This is a genomic window from Kitasatospora sp. NPDC051702, assembly GCF_040681575.1.
Lineage (GTDB): Bacteria > Actinomycetota > Actinomycetes > Streptomycetales > Streptomycetaceae > Kitasatospora.
This window is the reverse complement of record NZ_JBFAZB010000003.1, coordinates 56,111-73,677: the sequence shown is the minus strand read 5'-3', so window position 1 is coordinate 73,677 and position 17,567 is coordinate 56,111. Positions and strand designations below refer to the sequence as shown.

Sequence of the window (17,567 nt, the reverse complement as noted above, 5' to 3'; positions counted from 1 at the left end):
CCGGCCCCGCCGTGACCGCCCCCGCCGCGATCCGCCCGCTCGCTGCCGTCCACCTGCGTGAGGCCCTCACCGCCGCCGCCAACGGCCAGGGCCCCGCCGCCCTGGCCGCGCTCATGCACATCGACCCCCAGTCCTGGACCGCGATCGAGCAGCGCGCCGCCCTGCTCGGCACTGACCTGTTCACCCTCCTCACCCACACCGGAGGAACCCCGTGAGCACGACCACCGACGCCCTCACCACCGCCGTCCTCCTCGCACCCGGCATGGCTCTGTCCGCCGCGGTGCTCATCTCCCAGCGCCGCGGCCGCGCCGAATCCGCCGCCGTCCTGCAGGTCCTCGCCGACTCCGCCGCCCAACGCGCCAACCGCGCCGCCAACGCCGCCGGCACCGCCCCGCCCGACGGCGGCGAACCCACCCTCGCCCCCACGGCCGACGCCCCGGCCCGACTCGCCACCGTCCTGCAGTTCCGACCCCGCAACGCCGCCTGAACAGGAGAAACCCACGTGCCGTACTGCGACGACTGCGCGTCCCCGTACTGCCCCGGCCACCAGTGGTGCGAGGAATGCGGCGAAGCTCTGTGCGACGACTGCGCGGGCTGTGCCTGCCCCGACTCCTACTGCCCCGGCTACATCGCCCACCAGACCGGCGAGTTCTGACGGCCTGTACCGGCCCTCGTGTCGCCCGCCGGTCTTGGCCAGGCCGCCGCTGCGTTGTAGCGACGACAGCCGCAGGCCACCACTTCCCGTCAGCTGAAGGGGAGGCCCTCGAATCCGTCAGCGGTGCGGATCACCAGGGCGATGCCGAGCGTGTCGAGCAGGGCGCGCAGGTCCTTACCCGGGTCACCCGGCAGCAAGACCGCAAGCCGCAGACCTTCGGGGGAGTCGATGTGGCGCCGGTAGTCGAAGAGCTGCCCGATGGCCATGCGTACGTCGTCGCGACGCACGGTTCCCTTAGCCTCGTAGAGGACGTTGTCGGTGACGTCGTACAGGTCCGTCTTCAGCGTAGTGGCCACGCCCGGCACCGAGATCTGGAATCGTTTGACCGTGTGGCCAACAGCGACCAGGTGGGCCTTGTAGGCCTGGGTCAGCCGGCCTTCCCGACGCTGGATGGTCCGCTGGCCACCGGGGATGTTCGTCACCGCTTCATCGGTGAAGTGCTCCTCCGTCTCGACCTGCGACGACGACGGGCCCGCAGGCACCGCGTCCTCAGCTTCGGCGTCGGTTTCAGGCTCCGTCTCGGTGTCGAGGTCCACGACGACGTGCCCGGTCGCCGGAGGGATCGCGTCCGCCGGTGTGAACACCGGCGGGAACGTGGCCTGCAGGTCCGGCCTCAGGTGGAACACGATCACCCACCGCTCCGCACCATCCGTGCCGGGCGCGCGCCGCCACTCGTAGGGCTCGTCGGGGTCCACGACCATCTGCCCGATGTAGCGCTGCCGCTTGCCCTTCTTCTTCTTGCCAGTGATCGGGTCGATCACGTTCCCATCAGCCACGAACAGCTGCACCGTGCGGTTGTCCTTGGCGTGGTCCCGGAGCGCCTTGTTTCCGTCTGTGAACGCCTGGTCCCCGGTCTTCCCCTCGCCGGTGTAGAGGTACAACGGCCCGCGGTCGTCATCCTCAGCCTGGCCATCGAAGGTGTAGCCGTGCAGCTCGCCGACCTTCGGGTCGGAGTACACGAGCACCATGTCGGAGTCGACCGCCGGCTCAATACCGCCGTAGCGGGCGCCTCCAAAGGCTGCGGCTACTTCCGCCCGGGTGGTCAGCAACCCCGGAACAAGCTCAAGGTCATGGTTCGCCATGCCGGGACTCTAACCGTCAACGCTGACAGGCCCGTTCACGTCCGCCAACCGCTTCCGACTCTCCAACGCGAAGACCCGCAGCAGCCGTCCACCTTGGCCGGAACAACGGCTGCCACGGGGCACTCCGATCCCCTTCTCAGAGACCAGAGGTTTAGCATGCCCGAGTTCGACCGCTTCACGCTCGCCGTCATCGACGACGGCTACGACCAGCGCCACGCCTCCAACGGCCAAAGCCGCTTCGGCGCCTACCTCGACCACCACGCCGACGAGCTCGATGACAGCGACTGCCGGATCTCCGGGGCGGAGTTCGCCGCCCTCGTCTGGACCGTCGCCACCGCCCCGACCATGGCACCCGGCTACGTGCGCATCCGCCCCGACCTGCTCGCCGTCACCGCCACTCCGGCCGAGGACAACCCGACCGACCTGGTGGTGCGCATCACCGTCCCCGTCCCGCACCACGTTCTCAACACCCACCCCGGGAACGGCCGGTGGCTGGACTGGGAGAGCGACTGCTACCAGTGCGGCCCCTGGTCGGCCAAGGTCGAGCCGCTTCCCGGCCAGCACTCGGTGCTCACCCTCACCGCCGACGTCCTCCTGCCCATCCCCGCCAACGAGTTGCCCGCCCCGGTTACGCCCCTGCCCCGCACGGAGCTGACCCGCACTGCGAAGCACACGGTCGCCCGGCTCGCCGAGCACATCAACCAGCTCGGCGGCCCGGCCGTCGCGGCCCTGCTCGGGGCGACGTCGTGACCAGCCGCGTCCCGCCGCTCGGCGACACCGAAGGACTGTGGCGGGCCGTCCTGGCCGCCGCCGCGGGCCGCTGCCAGTGCCGCGGCACCTGCGGCAAGTCCCACGAAAAGGACGGCGGCCGGTGTCCCGCCGTCCACGGCACCTACCAGACGAAGCAGGGGCGGGGCTGGGTGCACCTGCTCGCCGCGCCAGCCGACCCGGCCGCGCTCCTGCTGCCCCCGCACCGCGCCGCCGCCCTGCCCAAACGGGAGCTGGCCGCCTGGTGCGAGTACTGCCACCAGGCCACCCACCGTGTCGCTGACAAGGCCCGACAGGCCGCTCTCCCAGCCGCCGAGCCGGACTCCCTCTTCGACCTCTGACCCGCCGGGAGAACCCTGTGCCCATCAAGACCGTCACCTGCCACGTCGCCGTCTGCGACGTCTGCGCCACCGTGTTCGGCTCCGACCACGACGACGAGTGCGCCATCCACTGCACCACCCGCGAGTCCGCCATCGATACCGTCCGCGACGACCCCGAGTGGCTCGTCACCACCGACGGCCGCGTCATCTGCCTGCTCTCCGACCCGGACCACCAGGCCGCCCTCGACGCCCTGCTGCCGCCCGCCCCGGCCGCCGTCTGCGACGGACAGCTCCCGCTCGACCTCTGACCTCCCCCACTGTCGGGCGGTCCGCGCCCGACACCCTCATCCCGGGCTCGGGCCGCCCCGCTTTGCTCCGCACGAAAGGAGCCCGCGTTGAGCACCGAGTACGCGCCGAACGTGATCCCGTTCCGCCCCGAGCCCGCCGAGGTCAAGGCCGCCGAGCAGGCCGTCATCGGCTCCGCCCTGCTCGACCCCACCCAGATCCCCGCGCTCGCCGCCCAGCTCGGCGACCCCGGCGCCTTCCACCACCCCGCCCACGAGACGATCTGGCGCGCCATCACCCGCATGGCCGGCGGCGAGCGGCCGGTCGACCCGCTGCTGCTGACCGGCGTCCTGCGCGCCCAGGGCGACCTCGGCCGCGTCGGCGGGCCCGGCTACCTGCACACCTGCATCGAGGCCACCCCCACCGCCGCCAACGGCGACTACTACGCCGAGATCGTGCGCACCGCCGCCGAGCGACGCCGGATCGGCACGAACACCAGCCGCCTGGCCCACATGGCCGGCGACGACCAGGCCGACCTGGAGGCCGTTCGCACCGCCGCCCTCTCAGTACTCGCCGACCTCGCCGCGGGTGACACCTGGCTCGACCCCGTTCCCCTCGGCTCCCACACCGGCCTGCCGACCTTCCCCGTGAAGGCCCTGCCCGGATGGGTCGGCGCCTACGTCGAAGCCGTCGCGGAGTTCACCCAGACCCCGCCCGACGCGTCCGCCACCATGGCCCTCGCCGCGCTGTCGACCGCCGCCGGCGGCCGGGTGAACGTGGAGATCCGGCCCGGCTGGCGCGAGCAGTCCAACCTCTACCTGACCTGCGCGATGCCCCCAGCCAGCCGCAAATCCGACGTGTTCGCCTTCACCATGGGCCCCGTCTACAAGGTCGAGGCCGAGCTCCAGACCGAGGCCAAGGCCGCCATCATCGAGGCCGAGACCGCCCGCGACGCAGCCCTCGCCGAGGTCGACGCCCTGATGGCCAAGGCCCGCAAGAACCCCGACACCGACCGCACCCAGCTCGTCGCCGAGATCGCCGCGGCCAAGATGCTCGCCGAACAGATCATCGTCCCGCCGAACCCGCGCCTGACCCTGTCCGGGGACATCACCCCGGAGACCGTCACCAGCCAACTCGCCGTCCACCGGTGCCTGGCCGCGCTCAGCCCCGAGGGTGACCTGTTCGACAGCATGGTCGGCCGCTACTCGAGCAAGCCGAACCTGGGCGTGTTCCTCCAGGCCCACAAGGGCGAGCGCCTCCAGGCCGACCGGATCACCCGCGAACAGCCCACCGTCGACAAGCCCGCGCTCACCATCGGCGCCACCCCGCAGCCCGCCGTCCTCCAGGAACTCGGCTCCGCCCCCGGCGCCCGCGACCGCGGCCTGCTCGCCCGCTTCCTCTACTCCCTCCCGCCCTCCAACCTCGGCTACCGCAAGATCCGCACCGACCCGATCCCCGACAAAGTGGCGAACGCCTACGACCGCAACCTCACCCGCCTGCTCCGCGCCATGACCGACCTCACCGAGCCCGTGGTCGTCCTCATGGACCAGGCCGCCGACCTCGCCGTCGAGAAGCTGCAGGAGCGTGTCGAGGTGCAGCTCCGGCCCGACCAGCCGCTCGCCCACATCAAGGACTGGGCCGGCAAGCTCGTCGGCCACATCGCCCGCATCGCCGTCCTGCTCCACCTCGCCGACCACATCGCCTCCGACCAGGACCAGGGCGCCTGGCGGGCCGATCTGGACGCCGCGACCGTCGAGCGGGCCGCCGAGATCGCCGACTACTACACCGCCCACACCCTCGCCGTCTTCGACCTCATCGCCGCCGACCCCGCCACCGAGGACGCCCACGCCATCCTCCAATGGCTCCAGCGGCCGAAGAAGGACGGCGCCCACCGCACCCACATCAAGGCCCACGACGCCGTCGCCAGCAGCCGCCGGTTCAAGAAGGTCGCCGACGTCGAACCCGCCCTCGCCCTCCTCGAACAGCACGGCTACCTGCGCGCCGACCAGCACACCGCGACCGGCCAGCGAGGGCGCCCCCAGGCCGCTACGTACCGTGTCCACCCCGCCATCGAGAGGCCCGTGGACGGAGAGGAAGCCCCGTAACCGTCAGGGATGTCAGGACAAATCCCTGACCAGCAGAAACGACCCCGGACACGGCGTCAGGGATTGTCAGGGATGTCAGGAAAAACCCGGCGTCGGCGCTTTTCCCTGACATCCCTGACAATCCCTGACGCCCTGCCAGGAGCCAAAACCCCAGGTCAACGATTTGTCCTGACATCCCTGACGCTTTCCGGCCCCAATCCCCGTCCACACACAGGGGCCATCACGCACTGCAACCACCATCCGTACTCGCCAACGGAGGCTTCGCCATGCCCTCGAAGGGCCGCAGCACGGGCACCGGCTCGAACATCCGCCCCCTCCCGGACGCGTACCTCGAACCCGAGGACATCGCCCGGATCTTCAAGGTTCCGCTGGAGACCGTCTACCAGTGGCGCCGCAAGCGCACCGGCCCGCCCGGCTTCCGTGTCGGTCGGCACGTCCGCTACCACCCCGCCGCCGTCGCCGAATGGGCGCACAACGGAGAAGAGGCTGCCTGACCCATGGCCGGACACATCCAGGACCGCTGGTACAAGACCGAACCCGGCCCCGACGGCAAGTCTCGCCGCGTGCGCACCGAGCGCTACGGCATCGGGCTGCGCTACCGCGCCCGCTACGTCGGCCCCGACGGCACCGAAAAGAGCAAGAGCTTCCCCGACCGCCAGAAGCGCCAGGCGGACGAGTGGCTGGCCCGGATCGAGGCCGACATGTCCCGCGGCCAGTACGTCGACCCGAAGGCCGCCCGCACGACCTTCAAGCAGTTCGCGGAGAAGTGGCTGGCGTCCCAGAACACCGACCTCGCCACCCGCTCGTCCGTCCACGCGCAGATCCGGCGGCACGCGATTCCCTACATCGGCGCCCGCCCGATGGACTCGTTCCGGCCGTCGCACATCAGGGAGTGGCTGGCCGAGCTGGAGAAGGCGGTCCCTGCTTCCTCCTACCGCCGGGTCATCTTCGGGAACGTCTCGGGCATCTTCACTGCCGCGGTGGAGGACGAGCTGCGGACCTCGAACCCCTGCCGTTCCCGTTCGGTCACCGCCCCCAGCCGCGCCCCGGGCCGCGTCCGGCCGTGGACGCCCGAGCGCGTCACCGCCGTCCGGGCCGGACTGCCTGAGCGCTACCAGGCCATGGCCGACGCCGGCGGGGGTTGCGGGCTTCGGCAGGGTGAGATCTTCGGTCTCCCCGTGGACGAGATCGGGTTCGACACGGGGTGGCTGCACGTCGGCTACCAGGTCAAGGACATCGGGGGGCGCCTGGTGTTCGCGCCGCCGAAGCGCGGCAAGGTGCGGGACGTACCGCTGCCGGAGCGGGTCGGACAGGTCTTCAAGGCCCACATGGAGGCGTTCCCGCCAGCGGAGGTCACCCTGCCATGGCTGACGCCGGACGGCTCGCCGGTCACCAAGCTGCTGCTGTTCTCCCGGGCGGAGGGCGGTTCCGTCCGGCGGAGCGACTTCAACACCTACGCCTGGAAGCCGGCTCTCGTCGAGGCCGGGGTCATCCCGGCCCCCGAGAAGGGCAAGCGGCACCAGGCGTCCCGGGAGGACGGGATGCACGCCCTCCGGCACTTCTACGCCTCCGTCCTGCTGGACGCCGGCGAGAGCGTGAAGGCGCTGAGCGGGTACCTCGGGCACACCGACCCGGGCTTCACGCTCCGCGTCTACACCCACCTGATGCCGAGCAGTGACGGCCGCACGCGCCGGGCCGTGGACAAGCTCTACGAAACCCTCGGATGGACCACCGATCCGGGCGCTGACGGCCCCCAGACGGCCCCGGGCGAGTGAGAAGGCCCCGGGTCGGCGACACGACATCGCCGACCCGGGGCCCTCACTCGCCCGGAAATGTGCTCTGACCTGCGGTTACAGCACCTGCAGGTTCTTGCGCAGCTCGAAGGGGGTGACCTCGGAGCGGTACTCCTCCCACTCCTGGCGCTTGTTGCGCAGGAAGAAGTCGAAGACGTGCTCGCCGAGGGTCTCGGCGACGAGCTCGCTGCGCTGCATCAGGTCGATCGCCTCGCCGAGGTTCTGCGGCATCGGCTGGATGCCGAGGGCGCGGCGCTCGGAGTCGGAGAGCGCCCAGACGTCGTCGTCGGCGCCGGGCGGGAGCTCGTAGCCCTCCTCGATGCCCTTGAGGCCGGCCGCGAGGGTGACGGCGTAGGCGAGGTACGGGTTGCAGCCGGTGTCGAGGGAACGGACCTCGACCCGGGTGGAGCCCTGCTTGCCGGGCTTGTACATCGGCACCCGGATCAGCGCCGAGCGGTTGTTGTGGCCCCAGCAGATGTACGAGGGGGCCTCGCCGCCGGCGCCGGCGGTGCGCTGGGAGCCGCCCCAGATGCGCTTGTAGGAGTTCACCCACTGGTTGGTGACGGCGGCGGTCTCGGCGGCGTGCTTGAGCAGGCCGGCGATGAAGGAGCGGCCGACCTTGGAGAGCTGGTACTCGGCGCCCGTCTCGTGGAAGGCGTTGCGGTCGCCCTCGAACAGCGAGAGGTGGGTGTGCATGCCGGAGCCCGGGTGGTCGGAGAAGGGCTTCGGCATGAAGCTGGCGTGCACGCCCTGCTCCAGCGCGACCTCCTTCATGACCAGACGGAAGGTCATGATGTTGTCGGCGGTGGACAGCGCGTCGGCGTAGCGCAGGTCGATCTCCTGCTGGCCGGGGGCGCCCTCGTGGTGGGAGAACTCCACCGAGATGCCCATCGACTCCAGCATGGTGATGGCCTGGCGGCGGAAGTCGTGGCCGACGCCGCGCGGGGTGTGGTCGAAGTACCCGGACTGGTCGGCGGGGATCGGCGGGGTGCCGTCGCCGGGCAGGTTCTTCAGCAGGAAGAACTCGATCTCGGGGTGGGTGTAGAAGGTGAAGCCCTGGTCGGAGGCCTTCTCCAGGGTGCGCTTGAGCACGAACCTGGGGTCCGCGAAGGAGGGCGAGCCGTCGGGCATCAGGATGTCGCAGAACATCCGGGCGGTGCCGGGGGTCTCGGAGCGCCACGGCAGGATCTGGAAGGTGGTCGGGTCCGGCTTGGCGATCATGTCGGACTCGTAGACCCGGGCGAAGCCCTCGATCGCCGAACCGTCGAAGCCGATGCCTTCCTCGAAGGCCTGTTCCAGTTCGGCCGGTGCCACCGCCACCGACTTGAGGAACCCGAGCACGTCGGTGAACCAGAGCCGGACGAACCGGATGTCACGCTCTTCGAGCGTCCGAAGCACGAACTGCTGCTGCTTGCCCATGGGGACAGTCTCACCTCTGCTCTTTACGCTCGTGTTACGCCCGGAGAACCCTCGGGAGACCTCCGGAGGCGACTGCCCCCATCATGGCCGATCACCGGCCCGGACGGCAGCGCCGACCCCCGTTCCGCCCCCTCGGACCGCACATTGCGTCAGATCGACGATTACACTCGGGGCATGCCCAATCTCCGTCTCGCCCTGAGCCAGATCGACCCGTGGGTCGGTGACATCGCCCGCAACAGCGATGAGGTGGTGCGCTGGACCGAGCAGGCCGTGGCGGCCGGCGCCCAGCTGGTCGCCTTCCCCGAGATGGTCCTGACCGGCTACCCCGTCGAGGACCTCGCCCTGCGCCGCTCCTTCGTCGAGGCGTCCCGCACCGCGCTGGTCGGGCTGGCCGGGCGCCTGGCGGCCGGCGGACTGGGCGAGGTGCCCGTCGTGGTCGGCTACCTCGGACGCTCGGAGCACGCCTCGCCGCGCTTCGGCCGCCCGGCCGGGTCCCCGCAGAACTGCGCCGCCGTGCTGCACCGGGGCGAGGTGGTGACCCGCTTCGCCAAGCACCACCTGCCCAACTACGGCGTGTTCGACGAGTACCGCTGGTTCGTCCCCGGCGACCAGCTGCCGGTGCTGCGGGTGCACGGGGTGGACGTCGCGCTGGCCGTCTGCGAGGACATCTGGCAGGACGGCGGCCGGGTCACCGCGGCGCGCGAGGCCGGGGCCGGGCTGCTGCTGGTGGTCAACGGCTCGCCGTACGAGCGGAACAAGGACGACCAGCGGCTGGAGCTGGTCCGGCGCCGGGCCGCCGAGGCGGGCTGCACCCTGGCGTACGTCAACATGGTCGGCGGCCAGGACGAGCTGGTCTTCGACGGCGACTCGATCGTGGTCGGCGCGGACGGCGAAGTGCTGGCCCGCTCCCCGCAGTTCGAGGAGCACCTGCTGGTGCTGGACCTCGACCTGCCGGCCGCCAGCAGCGACCACACCGACGGCCTGCTGCTGAGCGACGGGCTGCACCTGGTCCGCACCGAGCTGGACGGCGGCCCGCGGGACGCACCCGCCCTCCCGGTGGCCGCCGGGGTCGCGCCGCGGCTGTCCGACGAGGCCGAGATCTGGGCCGCGCTGGTCTCCGGCACCCGGGCGTACGTCACCAAGAACGGCTTCCGGTCGGTGCTGATCGGCCTCTCCGGCGGCATCGACTCGGCGCTCGTGGCCTCGATCGCGGTGGACGCGATCGGCGCCGGGAACGTGTACGGCGTCTCGATGCCCAGCCGTTACTCCTCCCAGCACTCCCGGGACGACGCGGCCGAACTGGCCCGCCGCACCGGCCTGCACCTGCGGACCGTCTCCATCGCGCCGATGTTCGACGCGTACGTGGCCGCCACCGAACTGACCGGCCTGGCCGAGGAGAACCTGCAGTCCCGGCTGCGCGGCACGCTGCTGATGGCGATCTCCAACCAGGAGGGGCACATCGTGCTCGCGCCCGGCAACAAGAGCGAACTGGCCGTCGGCTACTCGACCCTGTACGGCGACTCGGTGGGCGCGTACGGGCCGATCAAGGACGTCTACAAGTCCCTGGTGTTCCGGCTGGCCCGCTGGCGCAACGAGGAGGCCGAGCGGCGCGGCGAGGTGCCGCCGATCCCGGAGAACACCATCTCCAAGCCGCCGTCCGCCGAGCTACGGCCGGACCAGAAGGACACCGACTCGCTGCCCGACTACGACCTGCTGGACAGCGTCCTGGACCGCTACATCGAGGGCGACGAGGGCCGGGACGCGATCGTCGCGGCCGGTTTCGACCCGGCCGTGGTGGACCGGGTGGTCCGGCTGGTGGACACCGCCGAGTACAAGCGGCGGCAGTACCCGCCGGGCCCCAAGATCTCGGTGAAGAACTTCGGCCGGGACCGCCGCCTGCCGATCACCAACCGCTGGCGGCGCGGCTGAGACCGTCCCGCGGACGGCGGCCGGGGCTACTGGAACCGGTAGGTGGCGGCCACCGCGAGGTGGTCGCTGCCGTCCTGGGGCAGGGTGCGGGAGTCGACCGGCTTGAGGCCGCCCTTGCTCATGATCTGGTCGATCCTGGCCATCGGGAAGGCCGCCGGCCAGCTGAACCCGAAGCCGTCCCCGGCGGCGCCCTGGGCCGAGCGCATCTGCGAGGTGACGGGCGCCAGGCTGCGGTCGTTCATGGTGCCGTTGAGGTCCCCGAGCAGCAGGACCTTCTTCACCTGCTCGGCCTGGATCGCGTCGCCGAGCGCCTGCGCGCTGACGTCCCGCTGGTGGACGGTGAAGCCGCCCTCGGCCTTCAGCCGCACGGAGGGCAGGTGCGCGACGTACACCGCGACCGGGCCCTGCGGGGCGGCGACCTGGGCCCGGAACGCCCTGGTCCAGCCCATCCTGAGGTCCACCGGCGAGACCCCGCTGATCGGGTACTTCGACCAGAGGCCGACCGTCCCCTCCACCGCGTGGTACGGGTACGCCTCGGCGAGCCCGGTCTCGTAGGAGTGCAGCGGCTTGCCGGCCAGTTCCTGGAGGGCGATGATCTGGGCGCCCGAGGCGACCAGCCCGCGGACGGTGCCGGGCACGTCGGTGTTGGCGGCGGCGACGTTGTGGCTGACCACCGTGAAGTCGCCGGAGCCGCCGTTCTTGTCGCTGAGCAGGCCGCCGAACAGGTTGAGCCAGATCGCGACGGGCAGCAGCAGGGCGATCAGCGCGGTGGCGGAGCGGCGCAGCAGCGCGGGCACCAGCAGCACCGGGACGGCCAGACCCAGCCAGGGCAGGAAGGTCTCCAGCAGGCTGCCGAGGTTGCCGACGCTGTTGGGGACCTCGGCGTGGAACGCCAGCAGGGCGGCGGTGAGCACGGCGAGTGCGGCGACGACCAGTCCGCGGCGCCAGGTGGTGCTGCCGCGGCCGTCCCGGCCCCAGTGCCGCAGGCCCAGGAATCCTCCGGGACGGTCGACGGGCTCCGGGGCGTCCTGCTCCCCCCGCTCCGCGGCCGTGGTCCGGTCGGTCCTGTCCGCCTGCGTCATCCGTGGCTCCCGCCTGTCGTGCCGTCCGCCGCTCCGGGGTCCGGCCCGCGGGTTCACGGGCGTGTGCCGGACCGGTGCCGGTTCGTTCGGATACCGGCTCAGCCTATGCCGGGACAGACGCGGGGCCCGGCGGAGCGGGTTCCGGCGCGGCCCTCTTTGGTGAGCCAGGCCACGTCGGGCGCCGCCGGGCGGTCGGTGGACGGTCGGCGGGCGGCCCGGCGGCGGGGGTCCGGGCGGTCGGTGGACGGTCGGCGGGGGTCCGGGCGCACGGGGGCCAGGGTGCCCGGGGTCAGGAGGCGGCGCGCGGCGCGAGGCCCTCCAGCAGTGAGTCGACCATGGTGCGGGCCAGGTCCGGGTCCTCCAGGTCGGAGTCGTCCCAGAGGATGCTGCGGTAGAGGATCGGGCCCATCAGCAGGTCGCCGAGCAGCTCCACGTCGAGGTCGGCGCGGAGCACGCCCTCGTCGACGGCCCGGCGGATGAGGTCGAGCGCGGCCTCCCGGCGCGGCCTGACCACCCGCTCGCGGTACACCTTGTACAGGTCGGGGAGGCCGTGCATCTGACCGAAGGCGGCCTTGAGCACCCAGCGGCTGCGCTTGGCGAGGCCGCGCCGGCGCATGTAGTCGACCATCTCGACCAGGTCGTCCCGGGCCGTGCCGCCGGTCGGCTCGGGCATCGGCACCTCCAGCCGGCTGACCACGTCGACCAGCAGGGCCTCCTTGTTGGGCCAGCGCCGGTAGATGGTGGCCTTGCCGACGCCGGCCGCGGTGGCGATGCCCTCGATGGTGAGGTCGGACAGCGTGGTGCCGCCCGCCATCAGGTCCTCGACGGCGGTGAAGATGGCCTGTTCGGCGGCCTCGCTGCGCGGTCGGCCGCGCCGGGCGGCGACGCAGGGTCGTGCGGTCCCTGCGGCCGGGGTGTCCGTCGTCATCCCCGCTGTTCTCCCTCGCTGTCCGCGTGGCGCGCGGGCGCCGCTCGTCGTCCGGTGGTGGCCCGTGGGCCGGGCCCGCGGGTGGCCGCCGCCCTGGACCACGGCCCCACCACCCGGGGGTTCATCCGGGTGGCAGGGCCCATTGTCGCTCAGTTCAACCGCGGATCAGGCGTCCGCGGGGACGGTCGGGCGGCTGTGGTCGGGCTGGTCGGCGCCCTGCCCGGCCGGTCCGCCGGGGGCGGCCGAGCGGCGCGGGAGCAGGAACCAGGCGATCAGGGCGCCGGCCACCGTGATGCCGGCGGACAGCGAGGCCACCACGTGCATGGCGCTGATGAAGGCGTCGTCGGCCGGGGCGACCAGGGCGGCGCCCTTCGGCCCCATCCGCCCGGCGATGGCCAGGGTGGCCTCCAGCGACTCGCCGGCCTTGTCGCGCAGCTCGGCGGGCAGCTGGTTCAGCGTGTCGGACATGTGGTCGCGGTAGACGGTGGAGAGCACCGCGCCGAGGACGGCGACCCCGAGCGAGCCGCCGACCTGGCGGAAGGTGTTGTTGACGGCCGAGCCGGCCCCGGCCTTCTCGCGGGGCAGCGAGCCCATGATCGCGACGGTGACCGGCGGCATGACGTGCGCCATGCCGGTGCCCATCAGCAGGCCGAGCACGATCAGCACCCAGATCGGCGTGGCGACGCCGAGCAGCGCGTAGCCGACGAAGCCGGCCGCGATCAGCAGCATGCCGACGGCGGCGGTGGCGGCGACGCCGAAGCGGTCGACGACCAGCCGGGCCCGCGGCGCGAACAGCAGCTGGGCGACGGCCAGCGGCAGCATCAGCAGGCCGGCCTGCAGCGCGCTGTAGCCGCGCACGCTCTGGGTGTAGAAGACGCCGAAGAAGGAGACGCCCATCAGCGCGAAGAAGACCACGCCGACGACGACCACGGAGGCGCTGAACACCTTGTTGCGGAACCAGGTGACGTCCAGCGCGGGGAAGCGGGTGCGGCCCTCGAACCAGACGAAGGCGGCCAGCGCCAGCAGGCCGACCAGGGTCGGGCCCCAGGCCTCGACGGCGGTGAAGTCGGCGAGCTCGCCGCCCTTGATGATGCCGTAGATCAGCGCGACCAGGCCGATGATCGACAGCAGCACGCCGACCGGGTCCAGCTTGCCCGGGTTCGGGTCCTTGGACTCGGGCACCAGGACCACCATCGCGATCACCGCGACGATCACGATCGGGACGTTGATCAGGAAGACCGAGCCCCACCAGAAGTGCTCGATCAGCACGCCGCCGGTGATCGGGCCGATGGCGATGGCCAGGCCGACCGCGCCGGCCCAGATCCCGATCGCCTTGGGCTGCTCGGAGCGCTCGAAGACGTTCATGATGATGGCCAGCGTGGCGGGCATCGCGAGGGCGGCGCCGACGCCCATCAGGGCGCGGTAGCCGACGAGTTCACCGGGCGAGGCGGCCATCGAGGAGAGCAGCGAGGCGATGCCGAAGACCACCATGCCGCCGAGCAGCGCGCGCTTGCGCCCGAAGCGGTCGCCGAGCAGGCCGGAGGTGAAGAGCAGCCCGGCGAAGACCAGCGTGTAGGAGTTGATCGACCATTCCAGGTCGCTCTGGCTGGCGCCGAGGCCGACCGGCGCGGGGGTCGCGATGGTCTTCATCGCGACGTTGAGGATCGAGTTGTCGAGGACGACGACGAGCAGGGCGAGCACCAGGGTGCAGAGGATCGCCCAGCGCCGACGGTGGATGGCTTCCGGCACGCGGGGTGGCGCGGCTGCGGTGGTCATTGGTCTTCCCGTCCGTGGTGGTGTGGCACTGGCGGGCAATTCCGAGCCATCGTCGTCTCGTAACCCCCCGCACCAGAGTAGCGGCCATTACGATACGAGACGACCCCGTTTCGTAAAATGAAGGCAAAGTCCGGGCACCCCCCCGGCCACCGGTGTGCCGTAGATCGCACCCGGTCGCACGCACGCCTCTTTGCGCCCGCGCCGGGGCGTGCAAGCATGGAGGTGATCCGGGGACGCCGCACGGCGCCACGAGACGACAACCCTTCAGGAGTCCGTTCCATGAACGCTTCTTCGCCTTCGCCTGCCCAGAACCAGGCGACCACCGCCTCGCTCTACGGCGGGGTCACCAACCGCCGCGTCACCGTCCGGGACCTCGCCGCCGCCAAGCAGCGCGGCGAGAAGTGGTCCATGCTGACCGCGTACGACGCCCTCACCGCCGGGGTGTTCGACGAGGCCGGCACCCCGGTCCTGCTGGTCGGCGACTCCGCGGGCAACTGCCACCTCGGCTACGAGACGACCGTCCCGGTGACCATGGATCAGATGGTGATGCTCTCCGCCGCCGTCGTCCGCGGCACCAAGCGCGCGATGATCGTCGCCGACCTGCCGTTCGGCTCGTACCAGGAGTCCCCGGCGCAGGCCATGCACAACGCGGCCCGGCTGATGAAGGAGGCCGGCGTCGGCGCGGTCAAGCTGGAGGGCGGCGAGCGCAGCGCCCGCTCGATCGAGCTGCTGGTCGAGGCCGGCATCCCGGTGATGGCGCACATCGGCCTCACCCCGCAGTCCGTGCACGCCTACGGCGGCTACCCCGTCCAGGGGCGCGGCGACGAGGCGGCGCACCAGCTGCTGCGCGACGCCAAGGCCGTCCAGCAGTCCGGCGCCTTCGCGGTCGTGCTGGAGGCGGTGCCGGCCGAGCTGGCCGCCCAGGTCACCGAGCAGCTGATGATCCCGACCGTCGGCATCGGCGGCGGACCGGACACCGATGCCCAGGTCCTGGTCTGGACGGACATGGCCGGGATGACGGCGGGCCGGGTGCCGAAGTTCGTCAAGCAGTACGCCAACCTGCGGGCCGTCCTCGGCGACGCCGCCCGCGCGTTCGCCGAGGACGTCCGCGGCGGCGCCTTCCCGGCGGAGGAGCACAGCTTCCACTGACGGCGCCCGCCCGGCCGGGCGAGCAGCAGGGCCCCGCTCCCGACCGGAGCGGGGCCCTCGTCGTCCCCGGACCCGACGCGCCCGGCCCGGCGAGCCCGCTCCCCCCGCTCCAGGCCCTCCCGGGGCGGCGGGCCGCACCGGTGACAGCGGCCCGACAGCGCGCTGACAGCGGCCCCGCCGGTCCGCCACCGCCACGACAGCCCGCTGACAGCCGGGCCGGACAACCTGGTGGCATGACACGAATCGCCACCGCCCCGAACGACCGGGGGAACGCCGTCGAGGTGCACGGCATCGTCAAGCACTACGGCAGCACCAAGGCCCTCGACGGGGTCGACCTGACCGTCCGCGAGGGCACCGTCCTCGGCGTGCTCGGCCCCAACGGCGCCGGCAAGACCACCCTGGTCCGGATCCTCTCCACGCTGATCAAGCCGGACGCCGGCACCGCCTTCGTCGGCGGCTACGACGTGCTGCGCCAGCCCAAGCAACTGCGCCGCACCATCGGCCTCACCGGCCAGTACGCCTCGGTCGACGAACTGCTGTCCGGGTACGAGAACCTCTACCTGATCGGCCGGCTGCTCGACCTCTCCAGCCGCGACGCCAAGGCCCGGGCCACCGAGCTGCTGGAGCGGTTCTCGCTCACCGAGGCCGCCAAGCGGTCCGCCAAGACCTACTCCGGCGGCATGCGCCGCCGCCTCGACCTGGCCGCCAGCATGATCGGCCGCCCCCGGGTGCTCTACCTGGACGAGCCCACCACCGGCCTGGACCCGCGCACCCGCAACGAGGTCTGGGACGAGGTCCAGCGGATGGTCGCCGAGGGCACCACCGTGCTGCTGACCACCCAGTACATGGAGGAGGCGGAGCAGCTCGCCGACGAGCTGACCGTCATCGACCGCGGCCGGGTCATCGCCAGCGGCGGCGTCACCGAGCTCAAGGCCCGGGTCGGCGGCCAGACCCTGCAGGTGCGCCCGGCGGACCCGGCCGACCTGCCGGAGATGACGCGCTGCCTGCAGGAGACCGGCATCGCCACCGCCACCTACTCCGCCGACACCGGCCTGCTCGCGGTGCCGCTCACCGACGACGGGCAGCTGACCACCGTCATCGGGGTGCTCGGCGGCCGCGGCTTCGCGATCGCCGGCATCGACACCAAGGTGCCCAGCCTCGACGAGGTCTTCCTCGCCATCACCGGCAAGCCCGCCGCCGCGGACACCGCCCTCAGCCTCGCCAAGGAGCCCGTCGCATGACCACCGCCACCGTCGCCCCCGCCCGGGTGGAGGACACCCGGATCGGCCTGGCCGGCACCATGCGCCACGTCGGTGCGCTGACCAGGCGCAACCTGATGCGGATCAAGGCCGACCCGGAGTCGATGTTCGACGCCGTCCTGATGCCGGTCATCTTCACCGTGCTGTTCGTCTACGTCTTCGGCGGCGCCGTCTCCGGGGACCAGGACGCCTACAAGCAGTACATGATCCCCGGCCTGCTCGGACAGACCGGGCTCACCCTCGCGATGGCCGTCGGCACCGGTCTGAACAGCGACTTCCAGACCGGGGTGATGGACCGCTTCCGCACCCTGCCGATCGGCCGCTCCGCCGTCCTGCTCTCCAAGATCGCCGCGGAGACCTGCCGGGCGCTGCTCTCCTTCGTCATCCTCATCGGCTTCGCGATGTGCATCGGCTTCGAGGTGAAGACCGGCCTGCCCGAGGTGGTCGCCGCCGTCGGACTCTCGCTGCTGTTCGGCATGTCGATCGTCTGGATCTCGATGCTGCTGGGCATGTCGCTGCGCAGTGCCCAGGCCGTCCAGGGCGTGTCCATGCTGGTCCTGATGCCGATGCAGTTCGGCAGCTCGATCTTCGCCCCCACCAGCACCATGCCGGGCTGGCTGCGCTCGTTCACCGAGGTCAACCCGCTCTCGGCGCTGGCCGACGCCTCCCGCGCCCTGCTCAACGGCCACGAGCCGGTGGCCCACCCGGTGATGATCGTGCTCGTCTGGTCGGCGGCCTCGACCGCGGTCTTCGCCCCGCTCGCCGTCGCCCGGTTCCGCAAGCGGACCTGAGCCGACGGCCCCGGAACGCCCGCCGCCCCCTCCCCCGGGCCCGGCGGACGACCGGCCGGCACCCGGGACAGGTGCCGGCCGGAGCACGGGCGGGCCGGCCGGTGACCAGGGGACGGGCACCGGCCGGCCAGGCCCTCGCCGCCAGGTGGCCCCGGGCCCGTTCGGC

General features: G+C 71.9%; 18 protein-coding genes. 13 read left to right on the top strand and 5 right to left on the bottom strand.

Going from position 1 to position 17,567, the window contains the following annotated elements:
• The first annotated feature begins 11 nt into the window (after positions 1 to 11).
• Genes AB0N04_RS03855 through AB0N04_RS03845 form a run of 3 tightly spaced genes read left to right on the top strand, consistent with a single transcriptional unit; the run spans position 12 to position 655 of the window.
• The gene (locus AB0N04_RS03855; RefSeq protein WP_360211304.1) at positions 12 to 215 is read left to right on the top strand and encodes a hypothetical protein; all 204 of its coding nucleotides are present in this window, start codon (positions 12 to 14) and stop codon (positions 213 to 215) included.
• Positions 212 to 487, top strand: a complete 276-nt coding sequence (locus AB0N04_RS03850) for a hypothetical protein (RefSeq protein WP_360214626.1) — start codon at positions 212 to 214, stop codon at positions 485 to 487. Before AB0N04_RS03855 ends, AB0N04_RS03850 begins: the two co-directional genes overlap by 4 nt.
• Positions 488 to 502: 15 nt before the next feature.
• Complete coding sequence (locus AB0N04_RS03845; RefSeq protein WP_360214624.1) at positions 503 to 655, top strand: hypothetical protein; 153 nt, start codon at positions 503 to 505, stop codon at positions 653 to 655.
• 89 nt (positions 656 to 744) lie between these two features.
• Here AB0N04_RS03845 and AB0N04_RS03840 read toward each other — a convergent pair whose 3' ends face one another.
• A complete protein-coding gene (locus AB0N04_RS03840) occupies positions 745 to 1,797 on the bottom strand; it encodes a hypothetical protein (protein WP_360214622.1) in 1,053 nt (350 codons plus the stop codon).
• Positions 1,798 to 1,953: 156 nt separating this feature from the next.
• Here AB0N04_RS03840 and AB0N04_RS03835 point away from each other — a divergent pair, with 156 nt between their 5' ends.
• The 6 genes from AB0N04_RS03835 (at position 1,954) to AB0N04_RS03810 (ending at position 7,050) form a co-directional block, all read left to right on the top strand.
• On the top strand, positions 1,954 to 2,547 hold the full coding sequence (locus AB0N04_RS03835; RefSeq protein ID WP_360214620.1) for a hypothetical protein: 594 nt from the start codon (positions 1,954 to 1,956) through the stop codon (positions 2,545 to 2,547).
• The gene (locus AB0N04_RS03830) at positions 2,544 to 2,906 is read left to right on the top strand and encodes a hypothetical protein (RefSeq protein ID WP_360214618.1); all 363 of its coding nucleotides are present in this window, start codon (positions 2,544 to 2,546) and stop codon (positions 2,904 to 2,906) included. Before AB0N04_RS03835 ends, AB0N04_RS03830 begins: the two co-directional genes overlap by 4 nt.
• A 17-nt stretch (positions 2,907 to 2,923) precedes the next feature.
• A complete protein-coding gene (locus AB0N04_RS03825; protein ID WP_360214616.1) occupies positions 2,924 to 3,193 on the top strand; it encodes a hypothetical protein in 270 nt (89 codons plus the stop codon).
• 87 nt (positions 3,194 to 3,280) lie between these two features.
• Positions 3,281 to 5,275, top strand: coding sequence for a DUF3987 domain-containing protein (locus tag AB0N04_RS03820; protein ID WP_360214614.1), 1,995 nt, complete (start codon positions 3,281 to 3,283; stop codon positions 5,273 to 5,275).
• Positions 5,276 to 5,541: 266 nt separating this feature from the next.
• Positions 5,542 to 5,769, top strand: coding sequence for a helix-turn-helix domain-containing protein (locus AB0N04_RS03815; RefSeq protein ID WP_360214612.1), 228 nt, complete (start codon positions 5,542 to 5,544; stop codon positions 5,767 to 5,769).
• Between the two features lie 3 nt (positions 5,770 to 5,772).
• On the top strand, positions 5,773 to 7,050 hold the full coding sequence (locus AB0N04_RS03810) for a site-specific integrase (protein ID WP_360214610.1): 1,278 nt from the start codon (positions 5,773 to 5,775) through the stop codon (positions 7,048 to 7,050).
• Positions 7,051 to 7,125: 75 nt separating this feature from the next.
• Here AB0N04_RS03810 and AB0N04_RS03805 read toward each other — a convergent pair whose 3' ends face one another.
• On the bottom strand, positions 7,126 to 8,487 hold the full coding sequence (locus AB0N04_RS03805) for a glutamine synthetase family protein (RefSeq protein WP_360214608.1): 1,362 nt from the start codon (positions 8,485 to 8,487) through the stop codon (positions 7,126 to 7,128).
• Between the two features lie 174 nt (positions 8,488 to 8,661).
• Here AB0N04_RS03805 and AB0N04_RS03800 point away from each other — a divergent pair, with 174 nt between their 5' ends.
• Positions 8,662 to 10,416 (top strand): NAD+ synthase, encoded by a 1,755-nt coding sequence (locus AB0N04_RS03800; protein ID WP_360214606.1) that lies wholly within the window; start codon positions 8,662 to 8,664, stop codon positions 10,414 to 10,416.
• Positions 10,417 to 10,442: 26 nt separating this feature from the next.
• Here the strand turns inward: AB0N04_RS03800 and AB0N04_RS03795 are convergent, their stop codons facing one another.
• From AB0N04_RS03795 to AB0N04_RS03785, 3 genes are all read right to left on the bottom strand, one after another.
• Positions 10,443 to 11,498, bottom strand: a complete 1,056-nt coding sequence (locus AB0N04_RS03795; protein WP_360214604.1) for an endonuclease/exonuclease/phosphatase family protein — start codon at positions 11,496 to 11,498, stop codon at positions 10,443 to 10,445.
• A 289-nt stretch (positions 11,499 to 11,787) separates the two neighbouring features.
• Positions 11,788 to 12,426: a TetR/AcrR family transcriptional regulator gene (locus AB0N04_RS03790; RefSeq protein WP_360214602.1), complete on the bottom strand. Its 639-nt coding sequence runs from the start codon at positions 12,424 to 12,426 to the stop codon at positions 11,788 to 11,790.
• Positions 12,427 to 12,591: 165 nt separating this feature from the next.
• The gene (locus tag AB0N04_RS03785; protein ID WP_360214600.1) at positions 12,592 to 14,202 is read right to left on the bottom strand and encodes an MFS transporter; all 1,611 of its coding nucleotides are present in this window, start codon (positions 14,200 to 14,202) and stop codon (positions 12,592 to 12,594) included.
• A gap of 279 nt (positions 14,203 to 14,481) precedes the next feature.
• On the opposite strand from AB0N04_RS03785, the gene panB reads away from it, so the two are divergent.
• The 3 genes from panB to AB0N04_RS03770 all read left to right on the top strand — a co-directional run bounded on the left by panB (position 14,482) and on the right by AB0N04_RS03770 (position 17,401).
• Positions 14,482 to 15,351 carry a 3-methyl-2-oxobutanoate hydroxymethyltransferase gene (panB, locus tag AB0N04_RS03780; protein ID WP_360214598.1) on the top strand — a complete coding sequence of 290 codons (870 nt, stop codon included), beginning with the start codon at positions 14,482 to 14,484 and terminating at the stop codon, positions 15,349 to 15,351.
• A gap of 233 nt (positions 15,352 to 15,584) precedes the next feature.
• On the top strand, positions 15,585 to 16,592 hold the full coding sequence (locus AB0N04_RS03775) for an ATP-binding cassette domain-containing protein (protein ID WP_360214596.1): 1,008 nt from the start codon (positions 15,585 to 15,587) through the stop codon (positions 16,590 to 16,592).
• Positions 16,589 to 17,401 (top strand): ABC transporter permease, encoded by an 813-nt coding sequence (locus AB0N04_RS03770; protein ID WP_360214594.1) that lies wholly within the window; start codon positions 16,589 to 16,591, stop codon positions 17,399 to 17,401. Before AB0N04_RS03775 ends, AB0N04_RS03770 begins: the two co-directional genes overlap by 4 nt.
• Positions 17,402 to 17,567: the final 166 nt, after the last annotated feature.